At 41.6% G+C, this 17,396-nt stretch carries 18 protein-coding genes; 1 reads left to right on the forward strand and 17 read right to left on the reverse strand.

Going from position 1 to position 17,396, the window contains the following annotated elements; translation table 11 throughout:
* Positions 1-75: 75 nt before the first annotated feature.
* The 12 genes from FNZ24_RS03745 to FNZ24_RS03800 all read right to left on the reverse strand — a co-directional run bounded on the left by FNZ24_RS03745 (position 76) and on the right by FNZ24_RS03800 (position 9,846).
* Positions 76-999 carry a hypothetical protein gene (locus FNZ24_RS03745; protein WP_153913086.1) on the reverse strand — a complete coding sequence of 308 codons (924 nt, stop codon included), beginning with the start codon at positions 997-999 and terminating at the stop codon, positions 76-78.
* Between the two features lie 231 nt (positions 1,000-1,230).
* Entirely contained in the window at positions 1,231-1,578 is a 348-nt protein-coding gene (locus tag FNZ24_RS03750; protein WP_153913087.1) for a RidA family protein, read from the reverse strand.
* Between the two features lie 124 nt (positions 1,579-1,702).
* Entirely contained in the window at positions 1,703-1,990 is a 288-nt protein-coding gene (locus FNZ24_RS03755) for a hypothetical protein (protein ID WP_153913088.1), read from the reverse strand.
* Positions 1,991-2,101: 111 nt separating this feature from the next.
* The gene (locus FNZ24_RS03760) at positions 2,102-2,524 is read right to left on the reverse strand and encodes an SMI1/KNR4 family protein (protein ID WP_153913089.1); all 423 of its coding nucleotides are present in this window, start codon (positions 2,522-2,524) and stop codon (positions 2,102-2,104) included.
* A 129-nt stretch (positions 2,525-2,653) separates the two neighbouring features.
* Positions 2,654-3,124, reverse strand: a complete 471-nt coding sequence (locus FNZ24_RS03765; protein ID WP_153913090.1) for a hypothetical protein — start codon at positions 3,122-3,124, stop codon at positions 2,654-2,656.
* Between the two features lie 120 nt (positions 3,125-3,244).
* Positions 3,245-3,535 (reverse strand): hypothetical protein, encoded by a 291-nt coding sequence (locus tag FNZ24_RS03770; protein WP_153913091.1) that lies wholly within the window; start codon positions 3,533-3,535, stop codon positions 3,245-3,247.
* Positions 3,536-3,645: 110 nt separating this feature from the next.
* Positions 3,646-3,972: a hypothetical protein gene (locus FNZ24_RS03775; RefSeq protein WP_153913092.1), complete on the reverse strand. Its 327-nt coding sequence runs from the start codon at positions 3,970-3,972 to the stop codon at positions 3,646-3,648.
* A 508-nt stretch (positions 3,973-4,480) separates the two neighbouring features.
* Entirely contained in the window at positions 4,481-6,742 is a 2,262-nt protein-coding gene (locus tag FNZ24_RS03780) for a xanthine dehydrogenase family protein molybdopterin-binding subunit (protein WP_153913093.1), read from the reverse strand.
* A gap of 2 nt (positions 6,743-6,744) precedes the next feature.
* Positions 6,745-7,212 carry a (2Fe-2S)-binding protein gene (locus FNZ24_RS03785; protein ID WP_153913094.1) on the reverse strand — a complete coding sequence of 156 codons (468 nt, stop codon included), beginning with the start codon at positions 7,210-7,212 and terminating at the stop codon, positions 6,745-6,747.
* Between the two features lie 3 nt (positions 7,213-7,215).
* Entirely contained in the window at positions 7,216-7,872 is a 657-nt protein-coding gene (locus FNZ24_RS03790) for a nucleotidyltransferase family protein (RefSeq protein WP_153913095.1), read from the reverse strand.
* Positions 7,872-8,942 carry an XdhC family protein gene (locus FNZ24_RS03795; RefSeq protein WP_153913096.1) on the reverse strand — a complete coding sequence of 357 codons (1,071 nt, stop codon included), beginning with the start codon at positions 8,940-8,942 and terminating at the stop codon, positions 7,872-7,874. The genes FNZ24_RS03790 and FNZ24_RS03795 overlap by 1 nt, the downstream gene beginning before the upstream one ends.
* Before the next feature lie 259 nt (positions 8,943-9,201).
* Positions 9,202-9,846, reverse strand: coding sequence for an MBL fold metallo-hydrolase (locus tag FNZ24_RS03800; protein ID WP_153913097.1), 645 nt, complete (start codon positions 9,844-9,846; stop codon positions 9,202-9,204).
* Between the two features lie 376 nt (positions 9,847-10,222).
* Between FNZ24_RS03800 and FNZ24_RS03805 the strand changes: the two genes are divergently transcribed.
* Positions 10,223-11,521: an alpha/beta fold hydrolase gene (locus FNZ24_RS03805; protein WP_153913098.1), complete on the forward strand. Its 1,299-nt coding sequence runs from the start codon at positions 10,223-10,225 to the stop codon at positions 11,519-11,521.
* Between the two features lie 410 nt (positions 11,522-11,931).
* On the opposite strand, the gene FNZ24_RS03810 is transcribed toward FNZ24_RS03805, so the two are convergent.
* The 5 genes from FNZ24_RS03810 to FNZ24_RS03830 all read right to left on the reverse strand — a co-directional run bounded on the left by FNZ24_RS03810 (position 11,932) and on the right by FNZ24_RS03830 (position 17,332).
* Positions 11,932-12,426 (reverse strand): hypothetical protein, encoded by a 495-nt coding sequence (locus FNZ24_RS03810; protein WP_153913099.1) that lies wholly within the window; start codon positions 12,424-12,426, stop codon positions 11,932-11,934.
* 134 nt (positions 12,427-12,560) lie between these two features.
* Complete coding sequence (locus FNZ24_RS03815) at positions 12,561-13,547, reverse strand: HlyD family secretion protein (RefSeq protein WP_153913100.1); 987 nt, start codon at positions 13,545-13,547, stop codon at positions 12,561-12,563.
* Positions 13,547-13,987 (reverse strand): hypothetical protein, encoded by a 441-nt coding sequence (locus FNZ24_RS03820; protein WP_153913101.1) that lies wholly within the window; start codon positions 13,985-13,987, stop codon positions 13,547-13,549. Before FNZ24_RS03820 ends, FNZ24_RS03815 begins: the two co-directional genes overlap by 1 nt.
* A gap of 292 nt (positions 13,988-14,279) precedes the next feature.
* Positions 14,280-15,167 carry a prohibitin family protein gene (locus FNZ24_RS03825; protein ID WP_153913102.1) on the reverse strand — a complete coding sequence of 296 codons (888 nt, stop codon included), beginning with the start codon at positions 15,165-15,167 and terminating at the stop codon, positions 14,280-14,282.
* 119 nt (positions 15,168-15,286) lie between these two features.
* Entirely contained in the window at positions 15,287-17,332 is a 2,046-nt protein-coding gene (locus FNZ24_RS03830; RefSeq protein WP_153913103.1) for a DNA topoisomerase III, read from the reverse strand.
* Between the last annotated feature and the right edge of the window lie 64 nt (positions 17,333-17,396).

Raw genomic sequence — 17,396 nt, forward strand, 5'->3', positions numbered from 1 at the left:
CAATTTATAGCCACATAGCCAATCACATGACACTCTGTAACATCCAAAAGCCGATGTTTTATATCAAGCTCCCACCTATTGAAAAGTCACCGTATTAGATTCAAAACCTATTTTAGTATTTAATGATTTTAACTGGTTAAGCCCGATAATCCCGACGACTTGGTGATTGAAGCTATCGTTAACAATGACCGAATCGAGATCAGTAACAATAAAGCGGTTTTCAAATAGCGAAGCCTTACCATTAGACACCACAATAGAATCACTCATGCTAATGGGGATCTGTTTGCCATTAATATCTTGGCCATAAGCATTAGGAATAAGTTCAGAAGCAATAGATAAGTCGACAGCATTCTTACGGTTAATTATCGAATATTGTGAGCCAGTATCTAAAATGAGTCCCACTTCCTGCTCGTTAATATTAACCACAACGTAAGGTATGCCAAAACCTGACGAAAATAAGCTGAGGTTATTCTTGGTTTCATCAAGGGTATATTGGGCCAGCAATTGAGTTTGTAGCTCAGAAAATTGTAGCCCTTTAGCGATTAATTGCAGCAGGTCAAAACCCAGCAAGCCTAAATACTTTCGATTAATACCCGACAAATTATGAGTGTTTATATTAACGCTAGAGAGTTCATATCCTGATACGGTAAAGCCTGATAGCTGTATTTTCTCACTGACCATCATCGCTTGCTCAGACCCAAAGCCATAGCCTTTTTCAACATTCAAAGAAGTATAATCATCAATACTGGATAAATACCTGCGGTCTAAAACAGAGCTTGAAGAGCCTGTATCTATAATCATCCGACCTGACAAAGCTTGAATCATCACATCCAAATGCAATTGACCATCTTCCGACTCAACTAGTGTTAAGTTTTGTTGTATTTGAGTCGCCCAAACTGTGGCCGTGTAGAAAAACAAACTAAGCAAAATAGCGCTTATTTTTATTACAAAAGGAATTTTTACTACAGAAGAAATATTTGTAATTGAAGAATAGCCCATAGCTTAAAAGTCCTTTTCAGTATCATAAATCTATCATGAATCTATCATTGCCTAAGATGTCACTCAGGCGGGCTTTGACGATAACACTTATAGGCTACTTATTCTAAATATCGATGGAATGATGTTTTATCTTGGTTATTTGGGCGCGTAAACAACGCCAATAAATAATCTACACGGTAAAAGAATCTCAATCCCTGAATGCGTTGATTTATATGCCTTGCTAGCTGTACTTTAGCGGACTGCGGTAACGGTAATTTCAATTAACACTTCACCTTCAAGATCTACACCCAAGCAGGCTCTTTGCGGCCAATCTTGAGGGTTATCACCAAACCAATCACACCATACAGAGTCCATCGCCTGCTTAGAGTTCATATCTGCAATAAAGACTTGAGCAGATACTATTCGAGTTTTATCGCTACCAAGCTCAACTAGATTATCTTGAATTGTATCTAACGTTAATTGGGTTTGCCCTTTAATATCTAAAGAGGTATCTGACGACGTAGCTACCGTCCATACTAGATCTTTGTATGCAGACGACTTATTACGTCCATTATAAATACCGCGCTTTCGTTCAATCAATTGATTACCCTATACTTATTACGCCTAATTAACAGGTAAAAAAATAGTTGATTAAAATAAGCGAGGAAGGAGAAAAACCAACTATTTTTTACTGCTGGATTGGCTTGTTATATGCTTGATTAGCTTAATTAAAATCCAAAGATGTACACAACACCCAGCCAACTTTTTTATTTGGTAGCCTTATATTGCATGCCCAATAATCTTTCCCGTAAGTATCCCTGATAACTGTTATATCGGAGCCCTTCATTAAGTTATCGATAGGCTCAGGAATTGGCCGGTTTAAAACACCTTGAAGTGCTGCTTCTTGCTCAGTTAGAAATACCAAAACATTATCATCGCTTACTACAGCCGCTCTGTCATTTGTGCAGCCAGACAAGTGCAAGAAAAAGAATATAGCTAATACTTTATACATACACACAAGTCTCATAGGCATATAACGCCTCAAACACCGGCTTGGTGAAGTTGGCGGCTTTTTTGGAACAAAAAGGGTGATAGCTTTTCCAAGTCCGCGTGCTTTGACTTGTTAACCGTTGCTTGGCACCAAACCATTTAATAACCACTCTTCCAGTGAAGAAGCCAATTGATAAACTTCACCATCTGCTTCCCATTCTATAATTATTTTTCCTTCAGGATCTATTGCGATTGGGCTTCCAGAGCCGTCCCAGCCAATGATAAAGCACTTGCCAATAGTCCAACCGTTTTCAATAGCGCACTCTTCATCAAATTTAGTGTGAGTTGAATGCAATTCATCGATGGAATCGACCCATTCTGAACCTATGATTCCTCCTCCGCAGTTTAAGAGAAACCATTTATAGTCTTCTGGCATCGCTCGACATACGTCCTCGAAGTCTTCGATCTGCTCGTCACTTGCTGGAGGATAAGAAACACCCGGCTCTCTAGCTTTCCAGAGTTCGAGAATTTTTACCTTAGATTTTTCGTTGATCATAAATTCACGGTTAACGCCGTTATAAAAGGCCGGAGTTGCGTTGGTGGTTTTGTGCTATTAAAGCACAAAACGAGCGACGCAACGGAGGTCCAGCCCGGGACGGGCGATTTTTGATAACTTTGTTATGCATTATTTGCCAGCTTTGCCCGCCTCCAAAATAGGTAGACCTGCTTCAGTTGGAATATAGATGCGCTCCCCATTACCATCCTGCAACCCCTTTATCCAAATGTATCGAAGATATTCTTCGTTGTTTTTTAGCGACTCACCAATAATTCGATTGGCTTCGGCGGCGGCTTTTGCTCGCTCGATATCTGCAGCACCTTCGGCTTTAGCACGAACTATTTTAGCCTTACCTTCAGCTTCGGCTAGCGTAACTTTGGCCTTAGCTTGCATTAAAGCAGCCTGCTCTCTTGCTTTAGCTTCCTCTATTAAGATCTGCTTCGACCACTCTGCTTCTTTTAAAGCTGCGCGACCATTTAACTCTTGCTTATAGACGTTATATTTAGGCCACGCCCAAAGGGCAACGAATATCAACATTATAAAAGCGAAGAATAAAAACACTACTGACCCTAAAGCTAAGGCTTGTTTATTTTGATACACCTATTTCTCCTTTGATGCATAACGCCCCAATAAGGGGAAATTTATAGTTGGCTAAAATATTGAGCGAAGCGAAAAAAGCCAACTGTAAATTTTCCCGCTTGATTGGCTTGTTATATGCTTTTACAGACGATCCATCTGGCTTCGCCAGTGACCGATTAAAGCCCACCAAATAACTTCAATATACTCTGGAGTTTCATGTTCAAATGCAACCTCAGGCCAAATATCGAGAAATGAGCCCATACCGCCACCTTTAAACATTTTTAGACGAGATAAAACTATTTTCTTATCGTCTCTCTCAAGCAACTCAGCAATTTCATTTAAACGAGAAACCCAACCGGGTGGACAATGATGTTCAGCGCAAAATTTTGCTAAAGCTTTAGTTGTTTGGATTTGACCTTTATCGCCGACCACGACTTCTCCTTGGCATATAACGCCACAATAAGCGGCCAGATAATGGTTGGTTAAACTTGTTGAGGAACGAAACACAACCAACCGTTAGAGGTCCGCTCTTAATTGCCTTGTTAGCAGTACTTTGCCATATGGCTGTCAAATTGCTCTGCTAGTTCTAAATACTCATCAACCCAGCCATTTTCTATTGCTATTTCTTGTAATGGTGCTGTTGGTAAGAACAAGTAATTGAGTTTACTTACATTTACTTTGCCCGAACTCTTTAGAAAGTGTAATTGCTTATTTATCAATTGTACGGTTTCTTCAACTTCCATATCTGACCATATAGAGTCTTCCGACTTTGCGAGGTACGATAAAACTTGTTCCAATATTTGAGTTAATGGAACCCTAGCATCTCGTCTAATTTTTCGTTTAAATATCAGATTCCAGAGAAAATTCATCTTGTACTGCTAACAGCTTATTAGCGAGAATTCCGATAAACACCCGTAGGCTACTTACCAAAACTCAATCACTTTCCAGCTTAATTTATTAATAATTTTAATAACTTAACAGCCATCAAAATTTAAATCAATCGACTAAATAGTGGATAAACCGAGAATTAAGATAACCGAGAGTTATTTGGGGTCGTTATGTAAATATCCATATTAAAAAAGTTATTTATTTTCATAAACTTAAGGCGTAATGGTAATAGAAGGTGAGCATTTTCTTGTTTACATAGCGAGAAGCAAAGTTTGCATTTATGTGATAAAGGTATGCATTTGATAATATGGTGAAAAGCAGTAGATTCTGACAATATCTAGGTAACTTAAATTACCAAGTTCGTTGCTCATTTCCACCTATATACTCCTACCTATTCATTCCCACCTATTTATTTCCATCTATTCATTTCAAGAAAAATGCCCAAGCTATAACCTAGCTTGAGCATTGTTTTCACTTTAAATGTCAGAACTAGATTTTCAGCACTTTACTCAGTGGTAAATCGCGATAACGTTTACCTGAGGCTGCAAATATGGCATTAGTTAAACTCGGTGCCACGGGTGGCACGCCGGGTTCACCCACTCCTGCAGGTTTTGCATCTGACTCGACAATAATGGTTTCGATTTCAGGTGACTGGCCGATGCGTAGCAGTGGATAGTTATGGAAATTAGATTGCTCGACTTTACCGTCTTTATAACTAATTTCGCCCATCATCGCCAAACTTAAGCCGAATATGATGGCGCCTTCGGTTTGCGAATGTACCCTATCAGGGTTGACCACAGTGCCTGCGTCAATCGCCGCAATGCTTTTTAATACAGTCAACTTATCGCCGTCCATTTCAACTAATGTTGCTACTGCAACATAGCTAACAAAGCTGCGATGTACTGCAAAGCCCCAACCTTGATTGGCTTGGATTTTAGGCTGTTTTTCCATGGCCTTTTCAACTGCATCAATCACGCTTAAATAGCGGCCGATATCAATAGGGAAATCCTCTAAGGTTTCACCATAGTTACCGTATTTCACCACTTGATTTTCAAGCTTTTCATGTCGCGGCTTACCTAGCAGCTCACGCCACATGCTAATACAGGGTTTACCTGCATTTACTGCAAGTTCATCGACAAAGCTGCCGACACCAAAGCCATGCTGAATATTACACACTGAGCGCATCCAACCAATACGAGAATGAGCAGTGGCTTTAACAGACTCCAACTGAATTTGGCTTAAGTTAAACGGCATATCAGAAAAGCCAAGGTCTAACTCCCCTGCTGATGGCATATCAACGCCTTCGGCAAAAGTTGAGCTTATTGATGGAAAACCACTGCGGGCAAGTAACGCCGTAGGCGCTTTATTGCCATCTAATTTAGCTTGGTAATGCTGCGCACTAATAGCATGGTAGTAACCGTTTTGAATTTCATCTTCACGGCTCCATAGCAGTTTGACTGGTTTAGCGATTTTTTGTGATAGCCACGCCGCCTCGGCGCTAAAGTCAGGTTTTGACTTGCGACCAAAACCACCGCCTAGCAAGGTGACATTCACTTTCACTTGCTCATCTTTTAAGCCTAAAACCCCAGCAACATTTTTCTGAGTGCTTTGCGGTGTTTGAGTTGATGCCCAAATCTCGCAGCCGTCTTTAGTCACTGATGCAGCTGCCGCTGGCGGCTCCATCATGGCATGGGTCAAATACGGCACAGTATAAACTGCTGATAAACTATTATCGTCACTCCAATCACTGACTGATTCACCTAATTGACGAATAACCGTTCCTGACTCACCGACGCGTTTAACAAGCGCTGCTAAATCGGTATCCGAGTCATATTGACTGTTTGCAGAGTCTGTCCAGGTGATTTTTAATGCTTTACGGCCTTGCAGCGCACTCCAGCTATTAGTTGCTATAACCGCAACCCCACCAAGGGGCTGAAATAACGGCGCACCTTTTGATATAGGAATTTGAATTACATCCAATACCCCTGCCACTTTGCGAGCAGCGCTATCATCTAAAGTCGCTACATCACTGCCCAATACTGGCGGTCGAGTAATTGAGGCGTGTACCATACCTGCTACTTTTACATCAAAACCATATTCAGCTTTGCCGTTAAGCATATCGTCCATATCTACGATGGTGGGCGATTTTCCGATATGAGTAAATTTCGACGCTGGCTTTAACACCACACTATCAAGTGCTGGTGTTGTAAGTGCTGAGGCTGCAATGGCAAGCTCGCCAAATGACAGGCTTTTACCATTAGTTTTATGATGAATCTTACCTGCTTTGGCATACACATCTGCTGGCGTCACTTGCCACTGGTTAGCGGCTGCTTGCTCTAGCATGCTCCTTGCAGTAGCGCCCATTTGACGCATTTTTTGATAATGCTTACGGATACTGCGGCTACCATCGGTGTTTTGACTGCCATATTGCTCGTCAGCCAAACCTTGAACCACAACGATTTGATCCCATTCAGCTTCTAGCTCATCGGCTAAGACTTGTGGCACACCTGTTCTAATGCCTTGACCCATTTCAGAGCGGTGACAGGTTAAATACACCTTATTGTCTTCACCAATCGCGATAAAGATGTTCAGCTGCGCTTGCTTACCTTGAGCAATAGCCCCTTCTTGAGCAATAGCCATAGGACTCCACGCTAAGCCTGATGCGCCAAGTGCTAAGCCTCCGCCCACTGCGCCAAACAGTTTTAGCACGTTACGGCGGCTAATGTTTTCAACTGCGGTAAATGTGGTCATGGTTATGCCTCCACTTTACTGCTTTCAGCAGCGGTATTGATTGCAGCTTTAATGCGAGGATAGGTGCCGCAGCGGCAAATATTACCCGACATGGCATCATCAATTTGCGCTTCAGACGGTTTGGATGTGGTGTTAAGTAACGCAGCCGCGGACATAAGTTGCCCTGCTTGGCAGTAGCCGCATTGCGGTACGTTATGTTTATCCCACGCGGCTTTTAACTTATCGGCTTCAAGCCCTTCAATTGTCGTTACTGACTTACCCGCAGCTTGTTTTATGCTGGTTAAGCAGCCGCGAACTGGCGCACCATCAATGTGGACAGTACATGCGCCGCAAAGGCCTGCACCGCAACCATATTTGGTGCCTGTTAAGCCTAAAATGTCTCGCAGCGCCCATAAAATTGGCATATTTGGATCTGCATCTAAGGTGAAGCTTTTACCGTTCACTTCAAGTGTTTGCGTTTGTTGCGTCATCACTTACTCCTTGTTGGCCAACCACCAGCTAAGATCGGCTTGGGTATCAATATCAATGGCGGCTTGCTCTAACGGAAGTACAGCCAAGGTTTGATTAGTTAAATGTTGTTTTAATAGTTTTTTAGCCCCAGCATCACCTTCGAGCTGCTGAAGGGCATCAAAGTCTTCAGCTACAAATATCGCAGGTACACCTGGGTTTTGTTGATAATAAGCCGCTGTGGTTTGGCCAAAAAGACAAAACACACGGTATAGGCTTAAATAATGTAAATGGGAAACAGCCACTTGATCTGCAAGGCTTAACAGCAGAGCGTCGGCTTTTTCGGCTTGGGCATATTTTGCCGCCATGGCAACCGAACTGGCGATGCCCGTTTGCCAGTCTTTATTGATGAGTATCGGTGTATTCATTGGCACTAATGGCGATAACACATCGATATGACCGCCTAGGATAACGCAAGGTTTACCAATATCTATTTGCTCAGCCGCTTGGGTTAATTCCAATAGGCTGTGAGTCAGTAAACTGTAGGTTAAAGCGTGTGGATCTGGGTCATTCACTTCTGGGCCTGATACTGTGGCAGCAAGCTTTGCACCATCAAATCGTGTGCTTTGACCGGCAGCCAACATCACGCTGACCACTTTAGGGGACTTAGATAAAAACGTCACTAGGACATCACCTTATCTAAACGACTCAATTCTGCCTGCTTACTAATGCGGTGGTGTAACACGCCATGGCACTGAGATAAAATGCTCAACGCAACTGAACTTGGAAGCTCACCGCCCAGTGCAAGCCCTGCTGGTGCCGAAAAGAAACCACTGAAATCTTGCTCTGTTAACTGAGCTAAGCCAAACACTTTATCCCGTCTATGCCCCGGACCTAACAGTGCAATGTAATCAATATTGGTAGGCTGCAGCGCTTTAAGGGCGTCGCTGTCGAGATCTAAGTTGTGGTTCATTACCACAGCAGCATCGAGGTGAGTAAGCTCTTGTGTTTTTAATTGAGTAAGCGGTGTTTTATTGATTTTTGCCGCAGGAAAGTCATAGCTGCGGGCATAGGCGGAGCGACTATCGAATACGGTAATTTTCCAATCAAGCTCGGCAGCTATTGCCGCTAACGGCTGAGCATCTAACCCGCCACCAAATATCCCAAGATGATAAGGCGCTCTCACAGGGACAGATAAATAATCTTGCCCATCTAATGTTACCTGCTTAGCTCTCTGTTTAGTGACCTGTTTAGTGACCTGCTGATTTTTTGAGGAGGATTCGAAACTGTTATGTTTAGCTGCATTGGATGCAATGAATTTACCCGACATTTCGCCTGCATGGCTGCCATTTTCATTAAGCGAGAGTTGATAACAGCCTTGATATCCACGAGTGAGCTGTTGGTGTAATTCTGGTAAACCAAGATAGTGATTGTCTGCAAGTAATGGCACCATCATGATATTAACCAAACCACCGCAACCTAGCTGATAGCTGGTATCGTTTTCGTCGGTGGCGTCATAGGTTAACTGTAATACCTGCTGAGATTGAATAGCTTGCTGGGCGTGCCTGCGTAAATCGGCTTCAAGGCAGCCGCCACTGAGCATACCTAATGTTTTCCCGAGCGGGTCAAACAGCATGATTGCGCCGGGTTTACGGTACGAAGAACCTTCAACAGAGGTGATCACCGCCAGTGCCCATTCCAGTTGTGGTTTTTCAGCCCAAATATCTAATAACGATAATAAATGATGCGCCATATATCCTTGCCTACTCAATCAATCCTTAATTAACTCATCAATTATTATTGAACCGAGTCAACGCTAACACACTTGCCGCACAATCTTGTGCCTGCTTATAAGCTAACAAAGGTGGTAAATAATGCAAAGATTAGTGAAAACTAAATGAAGTTGTCGAGTAGAGAATACAGGCTTAACATCCAGCGAGCCTAGGTACTCGCTGGTTTATGTCACATCATTGTTTGAGTTTAAAATTGTAACGGATTATTGATTTGGCGGCTTAGGCTAATAGTTGGTCGGCCACAAAAGGATTATGCTGACGCTCTTCTTCAAAGGTCGACATTGGGCCATGACCCGGAATGAAGTTAACTTTTTCACCTAATGGCCACAGCTTTTGCGTAATAGAGTTAATCAGCTGCTTATGATCTGATTGCGGGAAATCAGTACGGCCAATTGAGCTTCTAAACAATACGTCCCCAACCCATGCTAGGTGCGACTCTGGCGAGTGAAACACGATATGTCCAGGAGTGTGACCAGGACAATGCAGTACTGACAAGGTTTGTTCGCCAATGGTCACTACATCGCCTTCATTGAGATATTGAGTCGGCTCAAATGAATCAATATGAGGAAAACCGAAGTTTTGGCTTTGTTTAGCTAAACCATCTAACCAAAATTTATCAGCGATATGAGGACCAATAATTGGAATATCTAATTGGTTGGCTAACATTTTTGCCCCACCAACATGGTCGATATGGCCGTGAGTTAATAAGATTTTATCTAAGGTTAACCCTAACTTGCTCACTTCAGTGACAATGCGGTCAATGTCTCCACCGGGATCAACGACTGCTGCTAGTTTGGTTTTTTCACACCAAATCACACTACAATTTTGTTGGAACGGGGTGACGGGAATGATTTGGTATTTCATTTCTTATTTCCTCACAGTAGCAGGTGTTTGCTTTAAGCTTATTATGCTTCAAGTGGCGTAAAAAAGTTTGATCTATCTTTTAAATACTCATAAAAAATTTAGATTAACGCGAACCTATCACGCTGACTTGAGATGTAAGCAGTTAAATCAATGAAAAAATATAAGGAAAAACAATACTATTCCTTGATTGAAATGCCATGTAACTACCGCAAAAAAATATGCTAATACTCGTTTAATCAAGGCGTTGTAAACTTTAACGAACATTAATTAGCTTTCGCTAACAAAACTTACTTAAACCAGCTTAAGTTTTCATTGTGATTGATAGTTAAGGTTTCTACAATACTACCTTTCTCTAGACTCTATTCACAGGTACGGCATGCAAATGGACAGCATTCTTTCAGGTATTGTTTCAAAGAAACATTTTTTCTCGGTTCCGCTCGACTATCAGCAACCTGAAGGAGAAAAAATTACTGTTTTTGCCCGTGAAATAGCCAGCACAGAAAACCAGAACAAAGACTTACCTTATTTAGTTTATTTTCAAGGTGGCCCTGGATTTGGCGCCGTCAGACCTGTTGAAAATAGCGGTTGGATAAAACGCGCATTACAAGAGTATCGGGTTATTTTACTCGACCAGCGTGGCACCGGTCTTTCGAGTCTCATCAATCACGCAACCCTTGAGCATTTATCTGTCGATGAACAAGTGGATTATGTCAGCCAATTTCGCGCTGATAATATCATTCGGGATGCTGAGTTCATTCGCCTTAAACTGACCAACAATACTCAGTGGAGCATTTTAGGCCAAAGCTTTGGTGGCTTCTGTGTACTGCGTTACCTGTCAGCGGCTCCAGATTCAATCAAAGAAGCTTTTATTACAGGTGGAATACCTTCGTTAACTCGTCGTGCTGACGATGTTTATAAAGCAACTTATCAACGTGTGCAGAAGAAAAACAATGATTTCTATCGCCGCTTCAAAGATGCTGAACAATTAACGACTGAGCTTGCTGAGTTCCTAGATAACAATCAAGTCATGCTAGCCACTGGCGAGCAGTTAACGGTTGAGATGTTGCAACTACTTGGGGTTAATATCGGCATGGAGCAAGGCCCTGAAGCCGTATATTACTTGTTAGAACAAGCGCTTATTGAAACCGCTTCTGGCAAACAAATTAATCCGCTGTTCTTACACCAGTTTAGTCAGTTTTTAGACTACAACACCAATCCCATTTTTGCCTTAATGCACGAGTCGATTTATTGCCAGCAGTTTCATCAGCAAGGCGCTAATTGGGCAGCACATCGCGTTAGAGAGCAATACCCGCAGTTTAATTATCAACAGGGCAAGCGCCTGTTATTTACTGGCGAAATGATTTACCCATGGATGTTTGAACAATTCAATCAGCTTAAACCACTTAAAGCCTTAGCAGATGCGGTTGCTCAAAAATCAGATTGGAGCAACTTGTACGATGTGGACGTATTAATGCAAAACTCGGTACCGGTTACTGCCGCGATTTACAGCGAAGATATGTATGTTGATATGAATTACAGCTTAGAAACAACAGCTTTAGTTGGTAACCTAAATTATTGGGTAACTTCAGAGTATGAGCATAACGGTATTCGAATTGATGGCGAGCATATATTAGACAAATTAATCGCTTTAAGCCGTCAAAAAGCACTTAGATAACATAATAATAATTTAAATAGGCGTTTTTGTTACAAAACTGGCGTGAGATCACAATGTAAAAGGCTAGATTAATTTTCAGTTAAGCCTACTCGGTCATAATCTAGCCTGTTCCGCCCTTTATGTTGTGAACTAGTGAATTTTATATGAGTAATTCTTTATTGGGTTACTCATTTTTTTTATCTAAAATTCTACTAAGTTCAACTGTCTATTAAGTTCAACAGTCTATAGATACTTAAGCTCTGCTTACTCAATAACACCTTTAACCAACACTCTTTTTGAAACAACCTCTGTTAAACACTATCTTATTTAAACTATCTTATTGAAAACTATCTTATTTAGAATATTACCATTCTCAGCAGGTAAACTTGAGGGAGCATAGATATCTAATACTCCCCGCAAGCAAAATTGCCTTAAGCTGTTGCTGCAGTTTCTTCATCACTTGGTTTATCACGCAAAGAAAAGTAAATCTTAGAGACGATAAATTCTGCGATTAATATCCCAAACACTAGCGCAAAGAATGCCACTAGACCGTCAAATGGGCCCGTAAAGGTAATACTGTCGCCGAAGGCTAAGTTAATGGCTTCAAGCATGATAATCTTGGAGAAGAATAAAATCGCCCAAGTACTTAGCGCACGATAAACCTTTGGCGCTGTACCAGGTTTGCTTTTAAAGTAGTCAGCAAGCTTATGTTCGAACGCAATGGTCAGTTTGAGTAAAAGTTGCAGTAAAATCGCCACTAATAAACTTATCGAGAAGGATGACACTGTAATGTGTTGCCAAAACTCAGCAAGTAAATTCAGCACAGTTAAATCAACTAGAACGGCTAAGGTATAACCTACAAAATAGCGTTGTGGGCTATTAAAGCCATGCAATGGTGTGGCAAGAGTAGTTTGTTCTTCTGACATGGTAAGCCCCTAATTTATCTGTGTTTATAATCGAATTATCTACCAAACTATAGTAACGACTTATTAACAAGAATCAAACATAATAAGCCGTTACAGGGACATTTAATTCAGCAGCAAGTCACCTTTATTGTTTATTAAAAAGCACCGAAATAGCTCTTCATTGCTTTAAGTCTTAACGTTGCTGCACCTAGCATGTCGATAGGTCCTAATAACGAAAATGGTTTCTCTGTCGATATCCAAGCTGAACCACGAGCGCCAATTGGGATTTCAATTCCTTCAGGGTCACTAAACTCAATCAACACAGTGCGACCAATATTTTTTGAGTTATTGATAAGCTGCTCTGCAACTCCCCTTTCTTGACTACCATGACTGCCTCTTGCCTCACCAGTCGCTAGCGATACTGAATGCACTCGTCCTCTAAAAATGTGTCCAGGATATGCGTCAACATAAAACTCAGCAAATTGCCCTTGTTTCACTCTATTCCATAATTGATCCGGAATACGCATCTCTAATATTTTAGTTTCGGTATTCCATAATTGAATGTTACCAATTCTCGAACCCGCTGCAGTATCGATGCGGGTAACAGCGCCATCAAATGGAGCGCGGATCTCTAATCGGCTTGCTTCAAATTCTGCTTGTTGCTTTTGGGCAATTAAAGATTCCTTATCAAAATTCAATGCGTTTAAACTTGATTGGTATCGGTCAATATCACGCTTTGCTACCACATTTTTCACCTGAGTTAAGCGAGCTAAATCTTGCTCAGTTTGGCTAATATCAGCCTCTAGGCTGTTAATCTCAGCTTCAATTTGGCGCACGCTATTTGTTTCTTCATTATTCACTAAGGTATATAGCAACTGACCTTTCTCAACTTTTTGGTTGTGATCAACATAGTACTTATCAATCGACTCAGTGATTGGGCTTAACACCGCAGTTTGCGCTCTCACTACCGATGAATCAGTTAAATCGACTGGTGAGTAAAAACGATGGGCGAAAAACACCGCTAAGTTAATCAGCACGCCGACCACAACCATTGAAATGTAATTAGCCGTTGTGCGTTTGACTAGGCCGGTTTTTAACAAAATCCAGCAAATCAAAATGTATGGGTAAAGTAGCTCTTTCATTATGCTTGTCTCCCTTTAATCACTGCAGAAATTTTCTTCCAGTCGGTTACAACAATTAAGATGGCGGCTATCCATAACTCGTTATAGAAAAAGCCAATAGTACATAACCAAAACACTAACTTGGCCTGCCCTGTATGTTCCGCGTGTTTTTTGGGGAGAGAGTGCAATTTCCAATACCCCCAAATAGCCAAGCAAATCGTCACAATCAGCATCATGGTCAATGCCCCAATAAAGATTTCTGTATCGAGCAACTTGCCTTTTAATGCTGATGTCGTTGTCCAGTAATCAGCTGGAATGTCTTGGTGGTGAACAGTAAACCCACTGGCTAACAGCACTGAACCTATTACTATGCCAACCAAGGTCATCAAAATAATGAACTTGGTTTTATGACGAGAGAGAAAGCTGCTTTTGGGTTCGTTTTTGATTTCTAAATCTGTCATAACCTGCCTCATTTGATGTTGTTTCATCTGGTAATGGCAGAAATTATAGGGATGAAAGGATGATAAAAGTTATCTTTTTACGCCACAATGTTATCGGCAAAGATATGGAGATATTTTAAGGTTGCGGCAGATTTTCTTGTGGCTAAATTTCTTGTGGGTAAGAAATGCAAGAGACGCGATAGTCAGATATGAATGAGGTTTACATCAGCTGAATTAGCCCACAAAAAGCGCAATAGATTTACTATTGCGCTAAATAATGCACTTGATTAAGTCGCTTGCGACAGACTAGAAGCTAGTTGCCTTTAGTTGAATTAGTTTCGCGAATATCCATTATTGGCATCACGCCTTCGCCCATCATGGTAGTTGGCAACTTACCATCCCACGCTTGTGCTTCGGTAAGTGTCACAATTAACGGGTTGTTTTTAAGTGCCTTAGCTTTTGCTTCAATCGCTTGAGCTTCAGCCTTACCTCTTAACAGAATCGACTGCGCTTCTGCTTCAGCAATTTTTAATATCCCTTTTGCCTTAGCGTCTGCCGTGTTTACTGCACGTAAAGCTTCTAGACGCTGCCTTTCAAGCTTATGCTCTTCTGCCGCAGCTAAGTTCTTCTCAGTTTGTTTAATTTCAATAGAGTTAATGTACTTTTGCGGCAAGATAATATTTTCAATTTGAATGTTATCTACAACCACAGGGAAGCTTGCCATCTCTTCAGACAATCGACGTTCAATACCTTGAATCGCACTGGCTCTGTCTTGGATTAATTGCTCTGCTTCAAACTGTGGGATGGTATCTTTAGTCGCTGAGCGAAAACGAGGGTCTAAAATACGTTGCTCAAATTGACTTAAGCCGCCGTAGCTTTTAAACAAATCTAATGCCGCTTCTTTATTCACTGTCCAGTTAACTGACACTTCAATAGTCACTGGCATTTGCTCTTTGGTGCTTGAAGCCATTTTCTCTGCATTCTTACGGGTTCTGACTTCAATCACTTCTACTGTTTCAATAAAAGGAATTTTGAAATGTAGACCTGGGTTTTGTTGATCTTTGGCTTCGCCAAAACGTTTAACGACACCAACATGACCTTCAATAACGATGTAGTAAGAGTTAAATACGGCGACAATTAATAGCAGTAAAGGTATCGCCTTAAATAGCGATGATGGGCTGATAACATCCTTGATATTCATAAACTTCCTAATGATTTGCTTACTTAAATAAACTAAAGGCGCTAGATTACCTAAATCAAACAAAATCGCAACATGAAATCATAAGGACGAATTTATATTTACTTACTCAAGGGAGTGGTTCAACTGCTGGCCTTTTTGGTGGTTCTTCTAGGTGTGCTTTTTGAGCCAGAGGTAGTTTTACGTTTATAGCCACCAGTTTTAGCACCTGTTCGAGAGCCTGTTTTAGCGCCGCCGCGACGCTTTTTATAACCCGGCCCACTAACACCAGATAAGGCATTGGGTAATTGATTAGCCGCTTGAGTTATCAGTTCATTCAATTGAGTGATTAATGGCGACATAAACGCGTCATAACGCATCTGTTTTTGACTAATAGCATCCAAACTACTTTCCCATAAAGCCGTCATGTCTGGAGTAGTTGCCGATTCTGGCAGCGAATGCACCAATCCAACCCCAACTTGAGTCGCAATAATAGATTTACCTTGGCGCGCTAAATAGCCGCGTTTAAACAGTAACTCAATAATGCCAGCTCGGGTTGCTTCAGTGCCAAGCCCATCGGTATCTTTAAGGATTTTTTTCACTTCGCTATTGGTCACAAAGCGATTAATCCCTGTCATCGCACCGAGTAATGTTGCATCGGTAAAGTGCTTGGGAGGCTGAGTATTTTTCTCGAGCAACTGACCACGATCACAGTGTAATTGCTGGCCTTTTTTCAGTGGCGGTAAAGTGACTAGCTCATCTTCATCATTATTCGAACTTGAGCTATTTGCTGAGCCATTAGCAGAACTATTAGCAGAAGCAAACAGCTGCTTCCAACCGAGTGATGTTTCCTGTTTCGCCTTAGTGGTAAATACTCCACCAGCAATAGTCACTTCAACTTGAGTTTCATCAAAAAGGTAAGCCGAATAAAACTGGGCTAAATACTGTCTCGCAATATGAGAATACAGCTTGGCCTCTTTTGATGAGAGGTTAGCTAAATTAGTGATTTTTTCAGTGGGGATAATCGCATGGTGAGCATCAACCTTTTTATCATCCCACGCTTTAGATTTAAGCTTGGGATTAGGCGCATCTGCTTTTTGAGTTAATGAAGCATCATTTTTTGTAATTGCATTAATGACTTGCTGGGCTAAACCGTGTTGTTCAACAGGCAAATAACGGCTGTCTGAACGGGGATAAGTAATTAACTTATGACGCTCATATAAGCTCTGGCAAATATCTAATACTTCTTTTGCGCTCATGCCAAACCGTTTGGCTGCATCTATTTGTAATGACGATAAACTATATGGCAGCGGTGGGTTTTGGCGTTTACTTTTCGATTCAAGTTTAGTGACCTCGGCAGGTTGGTTGCTAATACGACCAACAACATTTTCAGCTAAACCTTTTGCGAGCACCCGCCCTTCATCGTCCATATATGGCTGACAAGCTTCACTAGGCTTCCATTTAGCGGTAAAAGCTTGTTGAGCTTGTGATGGCTCTTGAGTCAATAAGTGAGCTAGCACTTCATAGAAAGGTTTACTGACAAAGTTAGCTATTTCTTCATCTCTTCTAACCACCAGCCCAAGAACCGGCGTTTGCACTCGACCAACAGACAATACTCCTTGATAACCGACTTTTTTACCTTGAATGGTATAGGCTCTGGTCATATTCATACCATAAAGCCAATCAGCACGGCTGCGAGCTAATGCAGATGTCGAAAGCGGCACAAACTCTTTATTGCTGCGCATTTGTCCTAATGCTCGTTTTACTGCGCTAGGGTTTAAATCGCTAATCAGCAATCGTTGGGTTTGGGCAAGTTTGTCGGCTTTAACACCCGCATGTGCAATCACTTCATCAACCAGTAGTTGCCCTTCCCGATCTGGATCGCCCGCATTCACTAGACTTGAAGCTTGTTTGATGAGTTTTTTTAACGTGGATAACTGCGAGCGAGTTTTTGATTTAGGCTTAAGCTTCCAACTGTCAGGCACAATCGGTAAATGTGCCAATTGCCAGGACTTGTAAGCTGGATCGTAGGCGTCAGGTTCGGCTTGCTCAAGTAAATGACCGACACACCAAGAAACATAGTTGCCATTAGCATCCATGATATAACCATCGCCTTTTTTATGGGGTTTTGGTAATACATCGGCAATAGCGCGACCTAAGCTGGGTTTCTCGGCAATATACAGGATCATTCAATTCAAACCGTCTAAATCAGTCAAGCCTTTTAGTGCAGGCTTTTTAATATCATCCTGACAC

Origin of the sequence: Shewanella sp. TC10 (genome assembly GCF_009663145.1) — a bacterium.
Taxonomy (GTDB): Bacteria; Pseudomonadota; Gammaproteobacteria; order Enterobacterales; family Shewanellaceae; genus Shewanella.